The 21,568-nt window shown below is 61.4% G+C and carries 19 protein-coding genes; 10 read left to right on the forward strand and 9 right to left on the reverse strand.

Annotated elements, in window-relative coordinates; translation table 11 throughout:
- The first annotated feature begins 75 nt into the window (after positions 1-75).
- The 3 genes from zigA to CQW31_RS17005 are packed head-to-tail and all read left to right on the forward strand — an operon-like array spanning position 76 to position 2,912.
- Positions 76-1,284 carry a zinc metallochaperone GTPase ZigA gene (gene zigA, locus CQW31_RS16995; RefSeq protein ID WP_099814982.1) on the forward strand — a complete coding sequence of 403 codons (1,209 nt, stop codon included), beginning with the start codon at positions 76-78 and terminating at the stop codon, positions 1,282-1,284.
- Positions 1,281-1,904 carry a DUF1826 domain-containing protein gene (locus tag CQW31_RS17000; RefSeq protein WP_099814983.1) on the forward strand — a complete coding sequence of 208 codons (624 nt, stop codon included), beginning with the start codon at positions 1,281-1,283 and terminating at the stop codon, positions 1,902-1,904. The genes zigA and CQW31_RS17000 overlap by 4 nt, the downstream gene beginning before the upstream one ends.
- A gap of 39 nt (positions 1,905-1,943) precedes the next feature.
- Positions 1,944-2,912, forward strand: coding sequence for a GTP-binding protein (locus CQW31_RS17005; RefSeq protein WP_099814984.1), 969 nt, complete (start codon positions 1,944-1,946; stop codon positions 2,910-2,912).
- A 3-nt stretch (positions 2,913-2,915) separates the two neighbouring features.
- Here the strand turns inward: CQW31_RS17005 and CQW31_RS17010 are convergent, their stop codons facing one another.
- Positions 2,916-3,308 carry a DUF3301 domain-containing protein gene (locus CQW31_RS17010; protein WP_054884785.1) on the reverse strand — a complete coding sequence of 131 codons (393 nt, stop codon included), beginning with the start codon at positions 3,306-3,308 and terminating at the stop codon, positions 2,916-2,918.
- Between the two features lie 120 nt (positions 3,309-3,428).
- Here CQW31_RS17010 and pdxY point away from each other — a divergent pair, with 120 nt between their 5' ends.
- On the forward strand, positions 3,429-4,301 hold the full coding sequence (gene pdxY / locus CQW31_RS17015; RefSeq protein WP_099814985.1) for a pyridoxal kinase PdxY: 873 nt from the start codon (positions 3,429-3,431) through the stop codon (positions 4,299-4,301).
- Here the strand turns inward: pdxY and CQW31_RS17020 are convergent.
- On the reverse strand, positions 4,298-4,783 hold the full coding sequence (locus tag CQW31_RS17020) for an acyl-CoA thioesterase (protein ID WP_016394349.1): 486 nt from the start codon (positions 4,781-4,783) through the stop codon (positions 4,298-4,300). The two genes, pdxY and CQW31_RS17020, sit on opposite strands and share 4 nt — an antisense overlap.
- 334 nt (positions 4,784-5,117) lie before the next feature.
- Here CQW31_RS17020 and CQW31_RS17030 point away from each other — a divergent pair, with 334 nt between their 5' ends.
- Positions 5,118-6,878: a cation:proton antiporter gene (locus tag CQW31_RS17030; RefSeq protein WP_054884783.1), complete on the forward strand. Its 1,761-nt coding sequence runs from the start codon at positions 5,118-5,120 to the stop codon at positions 6,876-6,878.
- A 117-nt stretch (positions 6,879-6,995) separates the two neighbouring features.
- On the opposite strand, the gene CQW31_RS17035 is transcribed toward CQW31_RS17030, so the two are convergent.
- From CQW31_RS17035 to uvrD, 3 genes are all read right to left on the reverse strand, one after another.
- Positions 6,996-7,403: an SMI1/KNR4 family protein gene (locus tag CQW31_RS17035; protein ID WP_099814987.1), complete on the reverse strand. Its 408-nt coding sequence runs from the start codon at positions 7,401-7,403 to the stop codon at positions 6,996-6,998.
- Between the two features lie 114 nt (positions 7,404-7,517).
- Positions 7,518-8,375: a Tim44 domain-containing protein gene (locus CQW31_RS17040; protein WP_099814988.1), complete on the reverse strand. Its 858-nt coding sequence runs from the start codon at positions 8,373-8,375 to the stop codon at positions 7,518-7,520.
- Positions 8,376-8,486: 111 nt separating this feature from the next.
- Positions 8,487-10,673 (reverse strand): DNA helicase II, encoded by a 2,187-nt coding sequence (gene uvrD, locus CQW31_RS17045; protein ID WP_054884781.1) that lies wholly within the window; start codon positions 10,671-10,673, stop codon positions 8,487-8,489.
- A gap of 232 nt (positions 10,674-10,905) precedes the next feature.
- Here uvrD and CQW31_RS17050 point away from each other — a divergent pair, with 232 nt between their 5' ends.
- Positions 10,906-13,266, forward strand: a complete 2,361-nt coding sequence (locus CQW31_RS17050; RefSeq protein WP_099814989.1) for a bifunctional diguanylate cyclase/phosphodiesterase — start codon at positions 10,906-10,908, stop codon at positions 13,264-13,266.
- A gap of 50 nt (positions 13,267-13,316) precedes the next feature.
- Here the strand turns inward: CQW31_RS17050 and CQW31_RS17055 are convergent, their stop codons facing one another.
- Both CQW31_RS17055 and zwf read right to left on the reverse strand, forming a co-directional pair.
- Entirely contained in the window at positions 13,317-13,628 is a 312-nt protein-coding gene (locus CQW31_RS17055) for a hypothetical protein (RefSeq protein ID WP_099814990.1), read from the reverse strand.
- 89 nt (positions 13,629-13,717) lie between these two features.
- A complete protein-coding gene (gene zwf / locus CQW31_RS17060) occupies positions 13,718-15,160 on the reverse strand; it encodes a glucose-6-phosphate dehydrogenase (protein WP_099814991.1) in 1,443 nt (480 codons plus the stop codon).
- A gap of 103 nt (positions 15,161-15,263) precedes the next feature.
- Here zwf and hexR point away from each other — a divergent pair, with 103 nt between their 5' ends.
- Together hexR and CQW31_RS17070 are read left to right on the forward strand one after the other, a co-directional pair.
- Positions 15,264-16,130 carry a transcriptional regulator HexR gene (gene hexR, locus CQW31_RS17065; protein WP_027917078.1) on the forward strand — a complete coding sequence of 289 codons (867 nt, stop codon included), beginning with the start codon at positions 15,264-15,266 and terminating at the stop codon, positions 16,128-16,130.
- Positions 16,131-16,246: 116 nt separating this feature from the next.
- Positions 16,247-16,465, forward strand: a complete 219-nt coding sequence (locus tag CQW31_RS17070; RefSeq protein WP_099814992.1) for a PA3496 family putative envelope integrity protein — start codon at positions 16,247-16,249, stop codon at positions 16,463-16,465.
- On the opposite strand, the gene CQW31_RS17075 is transcribed toward CQW31_RS17070, so the two are convergent.
- Positions 16,407-17,354 carry a LysR family transcriptional regulator gene (locus tag CQW31_RS17075; RefSeq protein ID WP_178075575.1) on the reverse strand — a complete coding sequence of 316 codons (948 nt, stop codon included), beginning with the start codon at positions 17,352-17,354 and terminating at the stop codon, positions 16,407-16,409. The genes CQW31_RS17070 and CQW31_RS17075 overlap by 59 nt on opposite strands.
- Positions 17,355-17,558: 204 nt before the next feature.
- Here CQW31_RS17075 and CQW31_RS17080 point away from each other — a divergent pair, with 204 nt between their 5' ends.
- A complete protein-coding gene (locus CQW31_RS17080) occupies positions 17,559-18,974 on the forward strand; it encodes an acetyl-CoA carboxylase biotin carboxylase subunit (protein ID WP_054884776.1) in 1,416 nt (471 codons plus the stop codon).
- 12 nt (positions 18,975-18,986) lie between these two features.
- Complete coding sequence (oadA, locus tag CQW31_RS17085; protein ID WP_054884775.1) at positions 18,987-20,795, forward strand: sodium-extruding oxaloacetate decarboxylase subunit alpha; 1,809 nt, start codon at positions 18,987-18,989, stop codon at positions 20,793-20,795.
- A 100-nt stretch (positions 20,796-20,895) separates the two neighbouring features.
- Here the strand turns inward: oadA and CQW31_RS17090 are convergent, their stop codons facing one another.
- Positions 20,896-21,567 (reverse strand): GNAT family N-acetyltransferase, encoded by a 672-nt coding sequence (locus CQW31_RS17090; protein ID WP_054884774.1) that lies wholly within the window; start codon positions 21,565-21,567, stop codon positions 20,896-20,898.
- Position 21,568 lies beyond the last annotated feature (1 nt).

The following is a 21,568-nucleotide window of genomic DNA, read 5'->3' on the forward strand; positions in this document are numbered from 1 at the left end:
GCGAAATTGTATTGTTACTTTATAACATTATGCAAATGCATCGTTTCGAGTGCGTCCGCCTGAAGAGGGTTCACCATGTCCAACCGCCTCCCTGTCACCGTGCTGTCCGGCTTCCTGGGTGCCGGCAAGAGCGCCTTGCTCAACCATATACTGCGTAACCGCGACAACCTTCGGGTCGCGGTCATCGTCAATGACATGAGTGAGATCAACATCGACGCCAGCGAAGTGCAGCGCAACGTCAGCCTCAACCGCGCGGAAGAAAAACTGGTTGAAATGAGCAACGGCTGCATCTGCTGCACCTTGCGTGAAGACCTGTTGGAGGAAGTCGCGCGACTGGCCGGGGAGGGTCGTTTTGACTATCTGCTGATCGAGTCCACCGGTATCTCGGAGCCGCTGCCGGTTGCCGAGACCTTCACCTTCCGCGATGAGCAAGGCCGTAGCCTGTCCGACATGGCGCGCCTGGACACCATGGTCACCGTGGTCGATGGCCTGAACTTCATGCGCGATTACCAGCAAGCCGACAGCCTGGCCAGCCGCGGCGAGACGCTGGGGGAAGACGATGAGCGCTCCATCAGCGACCTGTTGATCGAACAGGTCGAGTTCGCCGATGTGCTGCTGCTGAGCAAGATCGACCTGATCAGCCAGCACGAGCGCGAAGAGCTCACCGCCATTCTGCGAAGCCTCAATGCCCGCGCGCAGATCGTGCCGATGGTCATGGGCCAGGTGCCGCTGGCGCGGATTCTCGATACCGGGCTGTTCGACTTCGACCTGGCAGCGCAGGCACCAGGCTGGCTGCAAGAGCTGCGCGGCGAGCACATACCGGAAACCGAGGAGTACGGTATCGCGGCGAGTACGTGGGAAGCCCGTCGTCCCCTGCATCCACAACGCTTCTTTGACTTTATCCACAACACTTGGAGCAACGGCCGGCTGCTGCGCTCCAAAGGGTTTTTCTGGCTGGCCAGCAAGTTCCAGGAAGCCGGAAGCTGGTCGCAGGCGGGCGGCATGATGCGTCATGGCCTGGCCGGGCGCTGGTGGCGTTTTGTTCCCCGCGAGCATTGGCCGCAGGACGAGCAGAGCACAGCGGATATTCTCAAGCATTGGCACGCTGAAACCGGTGACTGCCGCCAGGAGTTGGTATTCATCGGGCAGAACATCGACTTCGTGCAGTTATCCACAGAGCTGGACGCCTGCCTGCTGACCGATGAGGAAATGGCACTCGGGCCGATGGCCTGGCTGCGCCTGCCAGATCCGTTCGGTCCCTGGCAGGCCGAGGAAGCAGCATGAACCTGGCGTGCCCGCGGGTTATCCGCCAGGCCTTTGGTGAGGCACCCAAGGTGCTCACCGAAATCTTCGAAGATGGCGTTAACCTGGCTGTCTGGCAGCGCCGTTTGCCTGCGCAGGTCGAAGATTTTGCCACCTTGGCGGTCAGCCTCGGTCGGTCCCTGGCTGACCAGCGCGTGCTCGATGTGAACGAGCACGAGCCGCCGCAATTGCCTGGCTTACTGCAGGAGGCTGCCGACCTGCATGGCTACGAGGGGTTTGTGGCCGATGTGATGTGGCTGGTATCGGCTTACACCTGCCTGGTCGGGGCGCGGCGGGTGGGGCTGCGGCTGCGGGTGCTGCAAGGTGCCATGTGCCCGCGCTTCCATGTGGATAACGTGCCTTTGCGCTTGCTCACCACTTACGTCGGCCCTGGCAGTGAATGGCTGGAAGAAGGCGCAACAGAACGAGTTGGTCTGCACTTGGCCGCGGCGCCTGTGGATAACATTCGCGTCTTGCAGGCGGGTGAGGTGGCAGTTGTCAAAGGAGAGAAATGGCTGGGCAATGAAGGTGCGGGACTTATCCACCGCTCGCCGGCCAGTGACCAGCGGCGTCTGCTGCTCAGCCTTGACTGGCTGGCCTGACGGGTCATAGTGGAGTGAATTCCGCTTAGAAGTGCTGGCATGCTGCAAAACATCCCCACCCACGTCGTCGCCGGTCCCTTGGGGGCGGGCAAGACCAGCCTCATCCGCCAGCTGATGGCCCGGCGCCCTGCAAACGAACGCTGGGCTGTGCTGGTCAACGAGTTTGGCCAGGTCGGCCTTGATGCGGCGTTGCTCAGTCGCGACGAGGACGGTATTGCCATCGGCGAGGTGGCAGGCGGCTGCCTGTGCTGCGTGAACGGTACACCGTTCCAGGTCGGCCTCGGCCGCCTGCTGCGCAAGGCTCGGCCTGACCGCTTGTTTATCGAGCCTTCCGGGCTTGGTCATCCTGTGCAGTTGATGGACCAGTTGAAGCAGGCACCTTGGGTTGGGGTGCTGGCAGTGCAGCCGTTGGTGATAGTGCTGGATGCTCAGGCACTGGCCCGAGGTGAGCCGTTGGCAAACGCTCAGCAACAGGCTTTGCAAGCGGCATCTCTTGTTGTGCTGAACAAGGCCGACGCTGTGGATGAAAATTCCAAGCTGTTGATAAACAGCAATTTTTCCCGCACCCGCACGCTTTGGACCCAGCAGGGGTTGGTCGAGCTCGAAACACTGCCTGTTTCATCCACACATCAAATGAATGTCGGTTCGGTTGATGATTTGCCCAAGACAAGTCTATCCACAACGCTTTCAGCCCTGTGGATAGATCCTTCCCTGCCGATTTGTGCGGCCCGGGAGGGAGATGGAGGGTGGAGCATCGGCTGGCGCTGGCACCCCAGTCAGCGATTCGAACCACAACGTATACAGGCGTTTCTTTCGGCCTGGCCGTGGCGGCGTGCCAAGGGTGTTATCCACAGTGCCGATGGATGGCAGTCATTCAATGGGCTCAATGGTGAATTGGCGCAGTGGCAGCCGAGCGAATGGCGCAAGGATTCGCGCATCGAGCTGATCTTCGAACAGGTGCAGCCAGAGCCGCTGCTACGAAAGGCTCTGGCGGATAGCCTGATCTGAGGGTCAGTTGCGCCAGCGATTGTGCTCCTGACGCCACTGCTGCATCTCGATCACATTGTCAGCCCTTGGTGGCGTCTTGATCTCGAATGGGTAGGGGGCCAGTTCGATCTGGGCGCTGTGGGCGCCGAACTGGGTCACGGTACCAGGGTGGCGCTGTTCACCGGTCACGGTGAACTCGAAGGCATAGACGCGGGCCAGGCGCTTCTTGCCGTTTGCATCGCGGATGAACGCGATGCGTTTGAGCGCAACGGCGTCATCCAGAAGCTCCAGGTCGAGCTTTGCACAATGCTGTTTGACCCGCTCCAGGGCCTTTTCGCGCAGCCCGTGGTTGTGCCATAACCAAGCGCCTGCCGTGGCCAGCAACATCAGGACGAAGAGATTCTCCAGGGTCAACATTTACGTATGCTCCAAACAGGTCAAACCAGCTTAACTGCGTCCCTGGCCTGTCGTACAGGTGGCAATCGAGTCCATACTGCGCGCTGCACAATCCTTGAAACAGCTTTGGAATCCTCCCGCATGAAACGTACCCCGCACCTGCTCGCCATCCAGTCCCACGTGGTATTCGGCCACGCCGGCAACAGCGCTGCGGTGTTCCCCATGCAGCGTATCGGGGTCAATGTCTGGCCCCTCAATACCGTACAGTTCTCCAATCACACTCAGTATGGCCAGTGGGCGGGCGAAGTGCTCGCTCCTGCGCAAATTCCTGCGTTGGTGCAAGGTATTGCCAACATCGGCGAATTGGGCCACTGCGACGCCGTGCTGTCTGGCTATCTGGGCAGCGCCGAGCAGGGCCGGGCGATCCTGGCCGGCGTCGATCGCATCAAGGCCGTAAATCCGAAGGCGCTGTACCTGTGTGATCCAGTCATGGGCCATGCGCAGAAGGGGTGTATCGTTCCGCAGGAGGTCAGCGAGTTCCTGCTCGATGAAGCGGCGGCCAAGGCCGATATCCTGTGCCCCAATCAGCTGGAACTGGACAGCTTCTGCGGCCGTCGGGCGCAATCGCTCGAGGACTGTGTGAGCATGGCGCGCAGCCTGCTCGAACGTGGCCCGCAAGTGCTGCTGGTCAAGCATCTGTCGTATCCGGGGCGGGCTGAAGACATGTTCGAGATGTTGCTGGTGACCCGCGAAGCAAGCTGGCACCTGCGTCGCCCCCTGCTGGCATTCCCTCGGCAACCGGTTGGCGTAGGCGACCTGACTTCAGGGTTGTTCCTGGCCCGCGTGCTGTTGGGCGACAGCTGGCAGCAGGCCCTTGAGTTCACCGCTGCGGCCGTGCACGAGGTGCTGCTGGAAACCCAGGCCTGCGCCAGCTATGAACTGCAGCTGGTGCGGGCCCAGGATCGCATCGCCCATCCGCGTGTGCGCTTCGAGGCGCAGCGCCTGGCGATCTAGATCGAGTCGGTTTTCAAGTCCTGATAGCGCTTTTCCAGTTCCTGGCGGATCTGGCGGCGCTGCTGGCCCTGCAGGAAGCGGCGCTTCTCTTCGCTGGAGTGCGGCTGGCGGGGTGGCACGGGTACCGGGCGACGGTTGTCATCGACCGCGACCATGGTGAAGAAGCAGCTGTTGGAGTGACGTACCGAGCGCTCGCGGATGTTCTCGGTGACCACCTTGATCCCCACTTCCATCGAGGTGTTGCCGGTGTAGTTGACCGAGGCGAGGAATGTCACCAGCTCGCCGACGTGTACCGGCTCGCGGAAGATCACCTGGTCGACCGACAGGGTCACCACGTAGCTGCCGGCATAGCGACTGGCGCAGGCATAGGCCACTTCGTCGAGGTACTTGAGCAATGTGCCGCCGTGTACGTTGCCAGAAAAGTTGGCCATGTCCGGGGTCATCAGGACGGTCATGCTCAGCTGGGCGTTTCCAGGTTCCATAGTGTGCTCACGGTGAGGTTGCGCTGAATCGGGGCGGGTATCTGCTGACACTTCTGGTTCCCCCTCTAGAAGGTTTGCCTTCCTGATTTACGGGACGTTGCCGGACGCTCCATGGTCACGCCAATTACGTCATCAGAGGCGGCTGATCGGCCGATCTGTTTCTACATATTGCACCGCCTTTTTGCGGCAGGGTGCGATGTTAACCTGACTACGCCCACGCAACGTGGGCGTTCTTGCATTCAATACAGTATGTACTTGCTGCTCGCTCGGCTGTGCCTTGGCAGAGGAGCGGTCTGCCCAGGCATCCAGCAAAGTCGACAAGGAGTATCGTGCCATGCATGCCATCAGCTTCATCCAGGACCTGGCAGTTATCATGCTGGTCGCCGGTGTGGTGACGATTCTCTTTCATCGGCTCAAGCAGCCCGTGGTGCTGGGCTACATCGTCGCCGGCTTCATCATCGGCCCGCACACACCGCCGTTCGGCCTGATCCACGATGAAGACACGATCAAGACCCTGGCCGAGCTGGGGGTCATTTTCCTCATGTTCTGCCTGGGCCTGGAGTTCAGCCTGCGCAAGCTCTTCAAGGTCGGCGCCACGGCCTTTATCGCGGCATTCCTGGAAATCGTCCTGATGATCTGGATCGGTTTCGAGATCGGCCGCTGGTTCGGCTGGAATACCATGGACTCGCTGTTCCTGGGCGCGATCCTGGCAATTTCCTCGACCACCATCATCGTCAAGGCCCTCAACGACCTGAAGATGAAGAACGAGCGTTTCGCCCAGCTGATATTTGGCGTGCTGATCGTCGAGGACATCCTCGGTATCGGCATCATCGCCTTGCTGTCCGGCATTGCCGTCAGTGGCACAGTCAGCTCGGGCGAGGTGTTCTCGACGGTGGGCAAGCTGTCGTTGTTCATGATCGTCGCACTGGTCATCGGCATCCTTCTGGTGCCGCGACTACTGGCCTACGTGGCGAAATTCGAAAGCAACGAGATGTTGCTGATCACAGTGCTTGGCCTGTGCTTCGGGTTCTGCCTGCTGGTGGTCAAGCTGGAATACAGCATGGTGCTGGGGGCCTTCCTGATCGGTGCGATCATGGCCGAGTCACGCCAGTTGCTCAAGATCGAACGTCTGATCGAGCCCGTGCGCGACCTGTTCAGCGCAATTTTCTTTGTCGCCATCGGCCTGATGATCGACCCCCAGGTGCTGGTCGACTATGCCTGGCCGATCGTGGTGATCACCCTTGCGGTGGTACTGGGTAAGATGCTGTCTTGCGGTATGGGCGCATTCATCGCCGGTAACGATGGCCGTACTTCGCTACGGGTGGGCATGGGCCTTTCGCAGATTGGCGAATTCTCGTTCATCATCGCGGCTCTGGGGATGACCCTGCAGGTCACCAGCGATTTCCTTTACCCGGTGGCCGTGGCGGTTTCTGCCATCACCACGTTGCTGACGCCTTACCTGATCCGCGCCGCCGACCCGCTGTCACTGAAGCTTGGCAAAGTCGTGCCAAGGCGCCTGGCGCGGGTCCTGTCACTGTATGGGGAATGGTTGCGCAACATTCAGCCGCAAGGCGAAAGCGCCATGCTGGCGGCGATGATCCGGCGCATCCTGCTGCAGGTGGGCGTCAACCTGGCGCTGGTGATAGCGATCTTCTTCAGCGGTGGTTATTTCGCCGGGCACATCGGCAATTGGTTGAACGAATGGGTCACGGATGTCAGCCAACAGAAGGCGTTGATCTGGGGTGCGGCGTTACTGCTGTCGCTGCCGTTCCTGATTGCTGCGTATCGCAAGCTCAAGGCATTGTCGATGCTGTTGGCAGAGATGGGGGTGAAACCGGAAATGGCCGGGCGGCACACCCAGCGCGTGCGTCGTGTGGTTGCCGAGGTGATTCCGCTGCTGTCGCTGCTGGTGATCTTCCTGCTGCTGTCGGCGTTGTCGGCGAGCATTCTGCCGACCAGCGAGCTGTTGCTGGTAATTGCCGTGGTAGCGGCTGTGGTGGTGTCGTTGTTGTGGCGCTGGTTCATCCGCGTGCATTCGCGGATGCAGATCGCCTTGCTGGAGACGTTGGAGAACAGCCGCGATCATTCGCATTGAGGGCATGCCTGGGCAGGAGCGCCCATGTGTCGCAAACGGGCCGCAAAGCGGCCCTGGCGTTCAGCGTCGAATCGAAGCAGCGAGGCCACTTCTGAAGGATCGTTACAGCTGGCGATGTCAGCTCTCCAGCCATACATCCCGTGCCCAGTGCCACACCGATTCCCAGCTCTCCTCGGCAACGGCTTCTTCGGCGCCATCCCACAGCACCACGGTGCCATCTTCCTCGACGCAGTAGTAATTTTCGCCATCCTGGCACAGCGGGATCAGGTCACGCGGCACACCGGCATCCCAGGCATTGGCAGCGACGTCAGGCAGGTAGGTGTGCGAATGCGGGTCGGTACAAGTTACCGGCTCCAGCGAGCCGTACACGACATCGCTGACCGTCAGCAAAAATTCCTTGAACACAAACGGAATGTTGATGAACAGCTGCTCCTCGATCTCGACCAGTTGGTCTTCGTCGGGAAGCTCCAGCGGCACCGGCACGGGTTCATTGGCTTCACGGAGTTGTTCGATCACTTCTTCCACGGTTTACATCCTCTGACCTTGATGACAACGCTGCGCGTTATACCCTAGTAGTCTGCTCTGGCAAAAGCAAAAACCCCGAGGCAGGCCCGGGGTTTTTTGTGCAACGTGCGGCGGTTAACCGTTTTGACGGATACCGGCGACCAGCCAAGGCTGGTTCTCGCCATGGGCGCGAACCATGTGCCAGCTTTCGTTGAAGGCTTCGCCCTGGTCGAAGCGCGAGGTCTTCGACACGCCACGGAAGGTCAGTGTGGCGTCGGTGCGGTCGGCGCGATCATCGACACCGTCCAACTGCACATCGAGGTCATCGATGTAGGTGGACTGGAAGCCATCGCCCAGGTCGGCGCGCTCGCGCTTGAGGAATTCAAGCATCTGCGGGGTGACGAACTCGGCGATCTTGTCCATCTCGTTGGCATCCCAGTGCTGCTGCAGCGACTGGAAGTGGCTGCGGGCTGCGGCCAGGAAGCTCTGCTCGTTGAACCAGGCCGGTGCGTTGATCACCGGAGCGGCTGCGGCGGCGGGGGCGGCCGAGCCACCGAAGATCGACGGTTGGGCTGGCTGCTGACCATGGGCTTCACGCTGGAACGGCGCATGGCCCGGAGCGGCCATGTGCGGCTGCTGCTGGCGACGGCGTGCGGCAATGAAGCGGAACACCAGGAAGGCGATCAGACCCATGATCAGGAAGTCCATGATCTGCAGGCCCTGGAAGCCGTCACCCATGAACATGGAAGCCAACAGGCCACCAGCGGCGAGGCCGGCCAGTGGGCCCAGCCAGCGCGAAGCACCGCTGGCGGCGGCCGGGGCGCGGCCTGGAGCGGTCGGCGCGGCAGCAGGCGTGGTTGGCGTAGCCTGGCGGGTCTGGTGGATAGGTGCGGCGCCCGAGCTCTTGCCGCCGCCAAAACGCTTGGCGTTGGCGTCCAGGCTCAGCGTCAGGCCGACGCAAAGCGCCAGTACGATGCTAAGAAAACGTTGCATAAATGGGATTTCCCCTGTTGTGGATTGCACGCGCGTCATGGTGCACAGGTTCCTGTGCACATGACCAGCGACAAGATGTTTCCAGCTTTTGCCTGGAGTGTTACGAGGCGTTTAGATGGCCTCGAGCTTGGCGTACCCCAGCATGAGCCATTTGCTGCCTTCGGCAAAGTTTACCTGCACTCGCGCCTGGGCACCGGACCCCTCGAAATTGAGGATCACCCCTTCGCCAAACACCGCGTGCTGCACTCGCTGGCCCAGGCTGAAGGCGGTCTGTGGAATGGCCGCATTGGCAAACAGGTTGCTGCTGGTGCTCGTCGAGCCGCCGAACGGCCTGCTGACGCTGTTGGACAAGCGTACTTCCTGAACAAGGCCGCTCGGAATCTCGCGTACGAAACGAGACACCTTGTTGTAGGTCTCGCTGCCATAAAGACGGCGAGTCTCGGCATAGGTCATGATCAGCTGGCGCATGGCGCGGGTGATGCCCACGTAGGCCAGGCGGCGTTCCTCTTCCAGGCGGCCGGGTTCTTCGAGGCTCATCTTGTGAGGGAACAGGCCTTCTTCCATGCCCACCAGGAATACGTAGGGGAACTCCAGGCCCTTGGCGCTATGCAGCGTCATCAACTGGATGCTGTCTTCGTGCTCGTCCGCCTGGGCATCGCCAGCCTCCAGTGAGGCATGGCCAAGGAAGGCCGACAGCGGCGACAGGTCGGCGTCGTCTTCGCTGGTTTCGAAGTTGCGCGCGGCGCTGACCAGTTCTTCAAGGTTTTCTACCCGTGCCTGGCCCTTTTCACCCTTTTCTTCCTGGTGATAGATGATCAGGCCAGACTGCTCGATGGCTGTCTGGGTCATGGTGTGCAGCGGCATGTCCGCGACCTTGCTGGCCAGGCCTTCGATCAACTCGATAAAGGCTCCCAGGGCAGAGGCGGCGCGGCCTTTCAACGCCTTGCCGGCCAGCAGCTGGCACATGGCTTCCCACATGGACAGCTGGCTGTGGCGGGCATGTTCGCGAATGGCTTCGACGGTTTTCTCGCCAATGCCACGGGGCGGCACGTTGATCACCCGCTCCAGTGCCGCATCGTTGCCGCGGCCTTCGATCAGGCGCAGGTATGCCATCGCATTCTTGATTTCGGCACGTTCGAAGAAGCGCTGGCCACCGTAGATGCGGTAGGGAATGCGTTCGCGCAGCAGGGCTTCTTCCAGCACCCGCGACTGGGCGTTGGAGCGATACAGGATGGCGATATCGCTGCGCGCGCTGCCTTGCTTGATCAGGCTCTCGATGGTCTCGACCACATAGCGCGCTTCATCGTGTTCGTTATAGGCGGCGTAGAGCGTCAGCGGCTCGCCTTCGCCCATGTCGGTCCACAGCTCCTTGCCCAGGCGCCCGCTGTTGTTGGCAATCAGCGCGTTGGCAGCCTTGAGGATGCCGCCGGTGGAGCGGTAGTTCTGCTCCAGACGAATCATCTCGGCGTCAGGGAAGTCGGCCGTGTACTGGTGAATGTTCTCGATCTTGGCGCCGCGCCAGCCATAGATCGACTGGTCGTCGTCGCCCACCGCCATCAGGCTGCCACCGTTCTTGCCCGCCAGCAGGCGCAGCCAGGCGTACTGCACGGCGTTGGTGTCCTGGAATTCGTCCACCAGCAGGTGGCGGAAGCGCCGTTGGTAGTGTTCCAGCAAGCCTGGGTGGTCGCGCCACAGGTCGAGGGCGCGCAGCAGCAATTCGGAGAAGTCGATGACCCCGGCGCGCTCACAGGCCTGCTCGTAGGCACTGTATACATCCCGCATGGTCTGCAGGAACAGGTCGCCGCTGGCCTGGATATGGTGTGGGCGCAGGCCCTCGTCCTTCTGCCCATTGATGAACCACTGGGCCTGGCGCGCCGGCCATTTCTGCTCGTCCAGGCCGAGTTCGCGCATGACGCGCTTGATCAGCCGCTGCTGGTCATCGCTGTCGAGGATCTGGAAGTTCTGCACCAGGCGCGCTTCCTGCCAGTGCGCCCGCAGCAAGCGGTGCGCCAGGCCGTGGAAGGTACCCACCCACATGCCGGCCGGGTTGATACCCAGCAACTGCTCGATCCGCTGGCGCATTTCGGCGGCAGCCTTGTTGGTGAAGGTCACCGACAGGATCGAGTGCGGCGAGGCCTGCTCGACCTGGATCAGCCAGGCGATGCGGTGCACCAGCACGCGGGTTTTACCGGAACCGGCGCCAGCAAGCACCAGCTGACGCCCAAGCGTGGCGGCGACGGCCTGGCGCTGGGCATCGTTGAGGGAATTCAGCAGGAGGGAGAGGTCATCTGTGTGCATCCGGCCATTCTAGGGGCAGGCCGGTAAAGGGGCAAACGTCTACTGTATAAATATTCACCTCCCGCCCTGTCGCTCATCGGGTTGTGCATCCACTACTTTCAGCCAGGCCAGTGCTTGCCCGGTACGACCTGGCGAAAGAAGCCACGGAGCAGTTTGGCCAAATCAGCGGTTTGTGTAAGATCGCAGCTCGTTCAACGCCAACCATAATAAGAACAGTACAAGAATCCGCGCTATGACTCAGGACTGCACGGCGATTGGAGTATCGCTGGAGATGACAAGGAACGTGCGCAGGCAGTTCGCCACTCAGCTGTCCGTTGAGCGAACTCGCCTGCTGTATCAAGGCTCACTACTGCCCACAGTGTTCATGCTGCTTACCGGTTTGCTGTGCGCCTGGCTGGTGTGGAGCCCTGGACGTTATCTGCTGGTGGGCGTCTGGCTGGTATGGCTGCTGGCGCTGGTGGCCCTTCGAGTGATCCAGGTTGCGGCGTTCGATGCAGCCACGGCGCAGCGCCAGGCCAACCCCGGCTGGCGCCGCATGTTCTTGCTCGGCTCGGCGTTCAGTGGCTTGACCTTGGCCTGTGCCGCGATTGCGCTGGTGCCGAACGACAACTTCGTGCAGCAGGCCTGGGTGTTCGGGCTGCTGGGGATGGCGACCTTGAGTGCGAGCATTGCCTATGCAGTGAGCTTGCCGGCCTTTCTCAGCTTTGCCTTGCCCTGCCTGGTACCGCCCATCCTGTTCCTGTTCTGTTTCGGCGCCGGACCGCAGCGTGGTTGGGGCTGGCTCGGGCTGATCCTGCTGGCGGCGTTGCTGGTGGTAGCCTGGCAGGTCAACCGCCTGCTCGACCGCAGCCTCCTGCGGCGGTTCCAGAATCAGGCGTTGAACCAGGACCTGCAACGGATCTCGGCGCAGAAGGTGCTCGAAGAGCAGCAGCGCCTTGCTGCCACGGTGTTTGAAGCTTGCAACGAGGGCGTGGCGATTCTCAGTGCCGATTTCGTCGTGTTGGCGGTGAATCAGGCTTACTGCCAGATGACCGGCTACAACCGCTCCGAGCTACTGGCGCGCGAGCTGTTCGACCTGCCATGCCACAGCGATGCGCGCCGGCACAGCCAGGCCATTGAGTCGGCGCTGGCGCAGCAAGGCGGCTGGCAGGGTGAGCTGGTAGAGGCCCGTAAGCACGGCGAGTTACACCCGCAAAGGTTGCAGTTGACGGCTGTGCGCGACCCTCAAGGCCACTTGAGCCAGGTGGTCGGCTTCTTCACCGACCTGTCGGCCCGTCGGGCATCCGAGGAGCGCCTGCGCTACCTGGCGCACTACGATGAACTGAGCGGGTTGGCCAACCGCACACTGTTCAGGCTGCGCTTGCAGGAAGCCGCGCAACGGGTGCGCAGCAACGGCCGAAGCCTGGCCCTGCTGCATGTCGATCTGGACCGTTTCAAGCTGCTCAATGAAAGCCTGGGCCATGAACTGGCCGATCAGCTGATTCACAAGATTGCCCGGCGCATTGTCAGCTCCGTTCCCGAGGCAGATACCGTGGCGCGGCTTTCCGGCGATGAGTTTGCCGTGCTGTTCGATGGTTACAGCAACCTGTCGAGCCTGGTGCGGGTCACCACCCGCTTGTTGAACAAGCTGCGCAAGCCGCAACGGCTCGATGGGCATGAGGTCGTGGTCAGCGCTTCGGTGGGCATCAGTGTGCTGTCCGACGCCACACTCGATGCCGATGCCCTGATCAGCCAGGCAGACATGGCCAAGCAGCATGCCAAGCATCTGGGGGGTGACAACTTCCAGTTCTATACCGAGAGCTTGCGCGCCAGCAGCCTCGAGCGCCTGCAGCTGGAGAACCAGCTTCGCAAGGCCATCGAAGAAGAACAACTGATGGTCTACTACCAGCCCAAGCTGTGCCTGCTCAGTGGGCGTTTGCATGCCGCCGAGGCGCTGGTGCGCTGGCAGCATCCACAGTGGGGCATGGTGCCGCCAGGGGAATTCATTGGCCTGGCGGAAGAAACCGGGCTGATCGCCCCTATCGGTGAGTTCGTGCTCCGCCATGCCTGCAGGCAGGCGCGCGAATGGCTGCATGAAGGGCTGGAGGTGCGGGTTTCGGTCAACCTGTCGGTCTACCAGCTGCGCCAAGGCAAGCTGGTCAGCCTGGTGCGTCAGGTGCTCGAAGAAACCGGGCTGGCGCCGCATCTTCTGGAGCTGGAGCTTACCGAAAGCCAGCTACTGGACAGCGTCGAACACATCATTTTGACCTTCGAGCAACTGCACGCACTGGGGGTGAAACTGGCTATCGACGATTTTGGCACCGGCTATTCATCACTCAGCTACCTCAAGCGCCTGCCGGTGGACTACGTGAAGATCGACCAGGCCTTCATCCGAGGGTTGCATGAGGGTAGCCAGGATGCGGCCATTACCCAGGCGATCATCACCCTGTCCAGGAGCCTTGGCCTGAAGGTGGTGGCAGAAGGGGTGGAAACGGCGGAACAATTGGCATTCCTGCGTGAGCAGGCATGTGATGAGGCCCAGGGCTACCTGATCAGCAGGCCAATGCCGGCGCCTGAGTTCAGGCAGATGCTTGCCCGACCGTGGTCTCATTGAGCGCGGCAACTGCTGATGCGTGACCAGCAGCGGCCGCACGGATCGCCAGATCAATGGGTAACAAGGATATCGGTGATGGATGCGATCAGTTTTCCGTCCTGGAAGATGTCCACTTGAGTGATCGTTTCGAAGGCTCGTTGCTTAACGAAGCGAACTTCCTTGTCGCAGATGACCGGGAAGCTTCCTTCCTTATCTTGCAATTCAAGATCCAGTGCCACTGTCGTGGATGTATTTTGGCTGGCGCGCAAGACCAGTACAGGTTCGATGCCGGGATGGCTCACAGTGATGGTGCCACTGACGCGCAGCTCGGCTGGAAGCATCTTGTCGTGGTGGGCTCGCCAATCTTTGCATTCGATGATCATTTTGCTGCTCCTGTGTGAAGAAGGGCGGTATGCACCTTCTGCCCGACACAGTGCAGGACGAGTCTCCTTGCATTGAAGAGCGAAGCATTTCAGTCATGCCAGTGCCTGCCATGCCTGGCCAGCAGGCTGTTGGCCTGTTCCGGGCCGTTGGTGCCAGCGGCATAGTGGCGGGGTGCCTGGAAGTGCTCTTCCCAACCCTTGATGATCGGGTCGATCCAGGCCCAGGCGGCCTCCACTTCGTCGCGGCGCATGAACAGCGTCGAATCGCCCTCCAGGATGTCCAGCAGCAGACGTTCATAGGCCTCCCAACGGCGCGTCTGGCCAAATACCTGGGCAAGGTTCAGGTCCAGGTCGACCGGTTCCAGGCGCATGCCCTTGCCGGGGCTTTTGGTCATCATCCGCAGGCTGATGCGCTCCTCCGGCTGCAGCTGGATCAGCAGCTGATTGACCTGGCCGCCAGTGAACAGCTCGTGGGGCACCGGCTTGAACTGGATGACGATTTGCGACGAGCGCCGTGCCATGCGCTTGCCGGTGCGCAGGTAGAAGGGCACGCCGGCCCAGCGCCAGTTGTCGATGTGGGCGTGTACGGCGACGAAGGTTTCGGTGTCGGTGTCGTTGTCGACGTCCTTCTCGAAGTAGTAGGCCGGCACTTCCTGGCCGCCGATGTGGCCGGCACCGTACTGGCCGCGCACGGTCTTGTCCTGCACGTCCTGGCCGGTAATGGGCTTGAGGGCACGCAGGATCTTCACTTTCTCGTCGCGTACGGCTTCGGCCTCGAACTGCGCGGGCGGCTCCATGGACACCAGGCACAGCAGCTGCAGCAGGTGATTCTGCAGCATGTCGCGGGTCGCCCCGGCGCGGTCGTAGTAACCGCCGCGGTTTTCCACACCGAGGGTTTCGCAGACACTGATCTGCACATGGTCGACCTGGCCGTTGCGCCATACCGGCTCCAGCAAGGCATTGGCGAAGCGCAGGGCCATCAGGTTCTGCACGGTTTCCTTGCCCAGGTAGTGGTCGATGCGAAACACCTGCGATTCATCGAATACCGCGCCGATTGCTTCGTTGATGGTGTTGGCCGATGCCAGTGAGTGGCCGATCGGTTTCTCCAGCACGATGCGCGCTTCGCTGTCGGCCAGCCCGGCAATCCGCAGGTGGTTGGCGATGGGTACGAACAGGTTGGGTGCAGTGGCCAGGTAGTAGATGCGGGTCAGCCCTCCAGGCTCGCCGAGGTAACGGGCCAGGCGGCCGAAATCAGCACTTTGCGCCGCATCCATGGGGAAGTAGTCGAGGCGGGCGGAGAAGCGTTGCCACACGTCCTCGTCGAAATCGTGGCGGGCGATCTGCGCCCGGCAGTGGCGTTCGGCGAGCTTGAGGTAGTCATTACGGGTTATGTGGCGGCGGGCGAGGGCGATGATGCGCACCGCGTTGTTCAGGCGTGCCTCGCGATACAGGTGATACAGCGCCGGCAGCAGTTTGTGCAGGGCCAGGTCACCGGTGCCACCGAACACCAGAATGTCGCAAGGAATAGTCAAACCACCACTCTCCACGTTCGTTTAACTGGGCGGGTTGGCCTCCATGTAGTATAACTACAAGAAAGCTACATCCCGGCCAGCCGATCATAACCGAGTCCAGCCCGTGAATCTGTTGCAACATATCGCCCAATCGCGCCACTTGCTGCGCAAATCGGAACTCAAAGTGGCCGACCACGTGCTGCTCGACCCGGCTGCCGTGATGCACAGTTCCATGGCCGACCTGGCGCACAGCGTGGGTATCAGTGAGCCGACCATTGTGCGCTTCTGCCGGGCGATCGGTTGTTCTGGCTTCCAGGATCTCAAGCTCAAGCTGGCCCAGAGCCTGGCGGCGGGCGCCAGTTTTGGCCAGTTCGCGATTCATGAAGACGACTCGGTTGCCGATTACAGCCTGAAGATCTTCGACACCACCCTGCACACGCTGATGGAAGTCCGAGAGCACCTGGACCCACAGGCCTTGCAGCAGGCGGTGAGTGCCATGGCTCAGGCGCAACGCGTGGAGTTCTATGGCTTTGGTGCGTCCGGCGCAGTAGCCGCCGACGCCCAGCACAAGTTCTTCCGCCTGCTGCTCAGCGCTGCGGCCTACTCCGACCCGCACATGCAGGCCATGTCGGCGGTGACGTTGAAACCGGGTGACGTAGCGGTGTGCATTTCCCAGTCGGGGCGTTCCAAGGACCTGCTGATCACCGCCAATCTGGTGCGTGAAAGTGGTGCCAACCTGATCACGTTGTGCCCAAGCGCTACGCCCCTGGCGGAGCTGTCGACGGTCAACCTGGCGATCGATGTTCATGAAGATACCGAAATCTACACCCCGCTGACCTCGCGTATCGCTCACCTGGTGGTGATCGACGTGCTGGCCATGGGCGTGGCGATGGCCCGGGGGCCAAGCCTGGTCAATCACCTCAAGAGCGTGAAGCGCAGCTTGCGCAGCCTGCGGTTGTCGCCCAAGTCGATCAAGGCTACCGACGACTGATCGTGTTTTTCCTGTACGGGCAAAGCAGATTTCACGGTTTTGTCACCATTCCACAGCCAAACCGTAAACCCTCAAGGTCAGTCTGAAACTCCCGCATCCTATCTGGGAGACAGGCAATGGCTCGTGACTTCGACGGTACCTACCAACCCAGCGCCAAGGCTCGCAAGCAGCAGGAAAAAGATCAGCGCCGCATGGAATACCGCCGCGCAATCGAAAGTTATTGCGACCAACGTCAACTCCTTCGCGATCTCGCCGACTACCCCGAGCTGCAAGCGCTCACGGTGTGGCAGGCATCGGCGGCAACTTTCCCGAAAAGCGCTCAACCAGTGCGCTGATCAGTGCACGTTCGCTACGGATGAACGCCAGAAACGCCAAGGCCACCGGCGACTGTCGCTTGGCCTTGGCCTGCACCACACACCAGCTGCGGTACAGCGGCAACTCCTCAACCGGCAGCTCCCTGAGTACCCCCGTGGCCAGCTCCAGGTTTACGGCATGGCGGGTCAACAGGGCAATTCCCAGGCCGGCGATCACGCATTCGCGCTGGGCATCGGCTGACGCGACTTCCAGGGTCTGGGTGAAGTGCACGCGCTTGTCCTTGAAGTACTCTTCGCAAGCCTTGCGGGTCCCCGAACCCTGTTCGCGGACCAGCAGAGTATGAGGCTCCAGGTCTTGCAAGCGCAGTTGTGCGAGCTTGCACAGCGGGTGTTCAGGCGGGGCCACGGCAATGATCGGGTTATTCAGAAACGGCAGAAACTCCAACCCCATGTCCTGCGGCACCATCGACATGATGATCAGGTCGTCGCGGTTGTCGGAAAGGCGTCGGATCGCCTGGGCACGGTTGACCACCGTAAGGGTGAGATTGACCTCCGGGTGACGCTGCTTGAAGGCGGCGAACAGGTGTGGCACGAAGTACTTGGCACTGGACTCGATCGCCAGTTTCAACTGCCCCTGCAGTGAGCCCTGCATGTCAGACAGCTGCATGTCGAGGCTTTCCAGCCTCCCGAAAATGTCGCGGCTGGCCCGTTGCAGGGCCTCGGCGGCTTCGGTCAGGTAAAGCTTCTTGCCGACGTACTCGAACAGCGGCTGGCCGATCAGCTCTTCGAGCTGGCGGATCTGTAGACTAACGGCGGGTTGCGTCAGTGCCATCTCCTCCGCCGCGCGGCTGTAGGAGCGCAAATCGCATACCTCATTGAAGATCTGCAATTGGCGCAATGTCATACGCATCAAGGACTTACGCATTTTTATAAGCTCTTCGGCAATACCTTGTTACCGAACTATAAGCTTTTGCTAATACAGCCCCTAACAAATATTGATTTTTGTTTATCGACCTTCAGCGCTAGGGTGAATGTGCGACTGGCCAGCAACCTCTGGTCACGCGCCGACCGGTACAACCGGATCGTCTGTTCCTACGGCTTTGGGAAGACTCCAGTGATAAAAAAAATCCTGATCGCCAACCGGGGTGAAATCGCAGTTCGGATCGTGCGTGCCTGCGCCGAGATGGGCATTCGCTCTGTCGCGATCTATTCCGACGCCGATCGCCACGCCTTGCACGTCAAGCGCGCCGACGAGGCCTACAGCATTGGTGCCGAGCCACTGGCCGGCTACCTGAACCCGCGCAAGCTGGTCAACCTTGCTGTGGAAACCGGCTGTGATGCCCTGCACCCGGGTTATGGTTTCCTCTCGGAAAACGCCGAACTGGCAGAGATCTGCGCCGAGCGCGGGATCAAGTTCATCGGCCCGGCCGCCGACGTCATCCGCCGCATGGGCGACAAGACCGAAGCGCGTCGCACCATGATCCAGGCCGGTGTGCCGGTTACCCCCGGCACCGAAGGCAACGTCGCCGATATTCATGAAGCCCTGAGCGAAGGTGACCGTATCGGTTACCCGGTGATGCTCAAGGCCACTTCCGGCGGTGGCGGCCGTGGTATCCGCCGCTGCAACAGCCGTGAAGAGCTGGAACAGAACTTCCCACGGGTGATTTCCGAAGCCACCAAGGCCTTCGGTTCGGCCGAAGTGTTTCTGGAGAAATGCATCGTCAACCCCAAGCACATCGAGGCGCAGATCCTCGGTGACAGCTTCGGCAACGTCGTGCACCTGTTCGAACGCGACTGCTCGATCCAGCGCCGCAACCAGAAGCTCATCGAAATCGCCCCGAGCCCACAGCTCACCCCTGAGCAGCGCGCCTACATCGGCGACCTGGCGGTGCGTGCGGCCAAGGCGGTGAACTACGAGAACGCCGGTACCGTGGAGTTCCTGCTCGCCGATGGCGAGGTGTACTTCATGGAGATGAACACCCGGGTGCAGGTGGAACACACCATCACCGAGGAAATCACCGGTATCGACATCGTCCGCGAACAGATCCGCATCGCGTCGGGCCTGCCGCTGTCGGTGAAACAGGAAGACATCCAGCACCGTGGCTACGCGTTGCAGTTCCGCATCAACGCCGAAGACCCGAAGAACAACTTCCTGCCCAGCTTCGGCAAGATCACCCGCTACTACGCCCCCGGCGGCCCGGGCGTGCGCACCGACACGGCGATCTACACCGGCTACACCATTCCGCCGTTCTACGACTCCATGTGCCTGAAGCTGGTGGTCTGGGCGTTGACCTGGGAAGAAGCCATGGACCGCGGCCTGCGGGCCCTGGATGACATGCGCGTGCAAGGGGTGAAGACCACCGCCGCGTACTACCAGGAAATCCTGCGCAATCCGGAGTTCCGTAGCGGCCAGTTCAATACCAGCTTCGTTGAAAGCCACCCGGAACTGACCAACTACTCGATCAAGCGCAAACCCGAAGAGCTGGCCCTGGCCATCGCCGCCGCCATCGCCGCCCACGCAGGCCTGTGAGGAATCCCCATAATGTCCAAGAAAATTCACGTAACCGACACGATCCTGCGCGACGCCCACCAGTCTCTGCTGGCTACCCGTATGCGTACCGAAGACATGCTGCCGATCTGTGACAAGCTCGACAAGGTCGGCTACTGGTCGCTGGAAGTCTGGGGTGGCGCCACCTTCGACGCCTGCGTGCGCTTCCTCAAAGAAGACCCGTGGGAGCGCCTGCGCAAACTGCGTGCGGCCCTGCCCAACACTCGCCTGCAAATGCTCCTGCGCGGCCAGAACCTGCTGGGCTACCGTCACTACAGCGACGATGTGGTCAAGGCCTTCGTCGCCAAGGCTGCGGTCAACGGCATCGATGTTTTCCGCATCTTCGACGCCATGAACGACGTGCGTAACCTGCGCGTGGCCATCGAAGCGGTGAAGGCTGCCGGCAAGCACGCGCAGGGCACCATCGCCTACACCGTCAGCCCCGTGCACACCATCGACGCCTTCGTCGCCCAGGCCAAGCAGATGGAAGCCATGGGTTGCGACTCGGTTGCGATCAAGGACATGGCCGGCCTGCTGACACCGTTCGCCACCGGTGAGCTGGTCAGGGCGCTGAAGGCCGAGCAGTCGCTGCCGGTGTTCATCCATTCCCACGACACTGCCGGCCTGGCCGCCATGTGCCAACTCAAGGCCGTGGAAAACGGTGCCGATCACATCGATACCGCGATCTCCAGCTTTGCCTGGGGCACCAGCCACCCCGGCACCGAGTCGATGGTCGCCGCGCTCAAGGGCAGCGAGTTCGACACCGGCCTGGACCTGGAGCTGCTGCAGGAAATCGGCCTGTACTTCTACGCGGTGCGCAAGAAATACCACCAGTTCGAGAGCGAGTTCACCGCCGTGGACACCCGCGTGCAGGTCAACCAGGTGCCGGGCGGGATGATTTCCAACCTGGCCAACCAGCTCAAGGAGCAGGGCGCGCTCAGCCGCATGAACGAAGTGCTGGCAGAGATCCCGCGGGTGCGTGAAGACCTCGGCTTCCCACCGCTGGTGACACCGACCTCGCAGATCGTCGGTACCCAGGCATTCTTCAACGTGCTGGCCGGTGAGCGCTACAAGACCATCACCAACGAGGTGAAGTTGTACCTGCAAGGCGGTTATGGCAAGGCGCCGGGCGTGATCAACGAGCAACTGCGCCGTCAGGCCATCGGTAACGAAGAAATCATCGACGTGCGCCCGGCCGACCTGCTCAAGCCAGAGATGGCCAAGCTGCGCAGCGATATCGGTGCCTTGGCCCGGTGCGAAGAAGACGTGCTGACCTACGCCATGTTCCCGGACATCGGTCGCAAGTTCCTCGAGGAACGTGAAGCCGGCACCCTGACCCCGGAAGCCCTGCTGCCGATTCCTGAGGCCGGTGCCGTGGCGTCCCATGGCGGTGAAGGGGTGCCGACCGAGTTCGTCATCGACGTCCACGGTGAAACCTACCGCGTCGACATCACTGGCGTGGGCGTCAAGGCAGAAGGCAAGCGTCACTTCTACCTGTCGATCGACGGCATGCCGGAAGAAGTGGTGTTCGAACCCCTCAACGAGTTTGTCGGCGGTGGCAGCAGCAAGCGCAAGCAGGCCAGTGCACCTGGCCACGTCAGCACCACCATGCCGGGCAACATCGTCGATGTGCTGGTCAAGGAAGGCGACGTGGTCAAGGCCGGCCAGGCCGTGCTGATCACCGAAGCGATGAAGATGGAGACCGAAGTGCAGGCGGCCATCGCCGGCAAGGTTGTGGCCATCCACGTGGCCAAGGGCGATCGCGTGACACCGGGCGAGATCCTGATCGAGATCGAGGGCTGATTCGAAAGCCCTCATCTACAAGCGGTTAACCTCTGGGGAGCGGATGCTCCCCTTTTTTTGTGCTGGACTTTCCAGCCTCTTCGCGGGGCAAGCAAATCTTTCAGCCTTTGCGGCATGCCTCGAGCGTTTCTACCTGACCTTCCGGCTGTTGGTTCACCTCACTCAGCCACCGCTCGAACCCGGCCGCCACCTGTGGCCACTCATCATCGGTAATCGAATACCACGCCGTATCGCGATTGTGGTCCTTGACCACCAGGTGCTTGCGGAACACGCCCTCAAACGTGAAGCCGAACCGCTCTGCCGCACGCTTGGAGCGGGCGTTGGCGTTGTTGCACTTCCACTCCAGCCTCCGGTTGCCCAGCTCGAAGCTCAATTTGCCCAACAGGTAGACAGCCTCGGTGCTCTTGGGCGTGCGCTGCATGGGGGCGCCGAAGGCGACGTGGCCTATCTCGATACGGCCGTGGTCGGGCACGATCGACATCAGGCTGAGAACACCTTGGGCCTGGCCGGTGCCGCGGTCGATCACGGTGTAATACAGCGGGTCGTGGCCGGCGGCATTGCCTTGCAGCCAGCGGTCGAAGGCAGCGCGCTCGGTGAAGGGGCCGTAGGGCAGGTAGTCCCACAGCACCGGGTCGGAATCGGGCCCTTGCAGGGCGAGCCAGAGGTCATCGCCGTGGCGCGCCGGGTCGAGTTTCTCCAGGCGGATGAAGCGGCCGTCGATGGGCTCGGCCTTGGGCGATGCAGCAGGTTTCCAGTTCAGTGCGTCAGTCATG

Origin of the sequence: Pseudomonas sp. 382, assembly GCF_002759075.1 — a bacterium.
Lineage (GTDB): Bacteria > Pseudomonadota > Gammaproteobacteria > Pseudomonadales > Pseudomonadaceae > Aquipseudomonas > Aquipseudomonas vlassakiae.

What these genes read in the sequence shown, in the direction of transcription:
- zigA (WP_099814982.1), top strand. Translation starts at nt 76, where the DNA reads ATGTCCAACCGCCTCCCTGTCACCGTGCTGTCCGGCTTCCTGGGTGCC.
- CQW31_RS17000 (WP_099814983.1), top strand. Translation starts at nt 1,281, where the DNA reads ATGAACCTGGCGTGCCCGCGGGTTATCCGCCAGGCCTTTGGTGAGGCA.
- CQW31_RS17005 (WP_099814984.1), top strand. Translation starts at nt 1,944, where the DNA reads ATGCTGCAAAACATCCCCACCCACGTCGTCGCCGGTCCCTTGGGGGCG.
- CQW31_RS17010 (WP_054884785.1), bottom strand. Translation starts at nt 3,308, where the DNA reads ATGTTGACCCTGGAGAATCTCTTCGTCCTGATGTTGCTGGCCACGGCA.
- pdxY (WP_099814985.1), top strand. Translation starts at nt 3,429, where the DNA reads ATGAAACGTACCCCGCACCTGCTCGCCATCCAGTCCCACGTGGTATTC.
- CQW31_RS17020 (WP_016394349.1), bottom strand. Translation starts at nt 4,783, where the DNA reads ATGGAACCTGGAAACGCCCAGCTGAGCATGACCGTCCTGATGACCCCG.
- CQW31_RS17030 (WP_054884783.1), top strand. Translation starts at nt 5,118, where the DNA reads ATGCATGCCATCAGCTTCATCCAGGACCTGGCAGTTATCATGCTGGTC.
- CQW31_RS17040 (WP_099814988.1), bottom strand. Translation starts at nt 8,375, where the DNA reads ATGCAACGTTTTCTTAGCATCGTACTGGCGCTTTGCGTCGGCCTGACG.
- uvrD (WP_054884781.1), bottom strand. Translation starts at nt 10,673, where the DNA reads ATGCACACAGATGACCTCTCCCTCCTGCTGAATTCCCTCAACGATGCC.
- CQW31_RS17050 (WP_099814989.1), top strand. Translation starts at nt 10,906, where the DNA reads ATGACTCAGGACTGCACGGCGATTGGAGTATCGCTGGAGATGACAAGG.
- CQW31_RS17055 (WP_099814990.1), bottom strand. Translation starts at nt 13,628, where the DNA reads ATGATCATCGAATGCAAAGATTGGCGAGCCCACCACGACAAGATGCTT.
- CQW31_RS17070 (WP_099814992.1), top strand. Translation starts at nt 16,247, where the DNA reads ATGGCTCGTGACTTCGACGGTACCTACCAACCCAGCGCCAAGGCTCGC.
- CQW31_RS17075 (WP_178075575.1), bottom strand. Translation starts at nt 17,354, where the DNA reads ATGCGTATGACATTGCGCCAATTGCAGATCTTCAATGAGGTATGCGAT.
- oadA (WP_054884775.1), top strand. Translation starts at nt 18,987, where the DNA reads ATGTCCAAGAAAATTCACGTAACCGACACGATCCTGCGCGACGCCCAC.
- CQW31_RS17090 (WP_054884774.1), bottom strand. Translation starts at nt 21,567, where the DNA reads ATGACTGACGCACTGAACTGGAAACCTGCTGCATCGCCCAAGGCCGAG.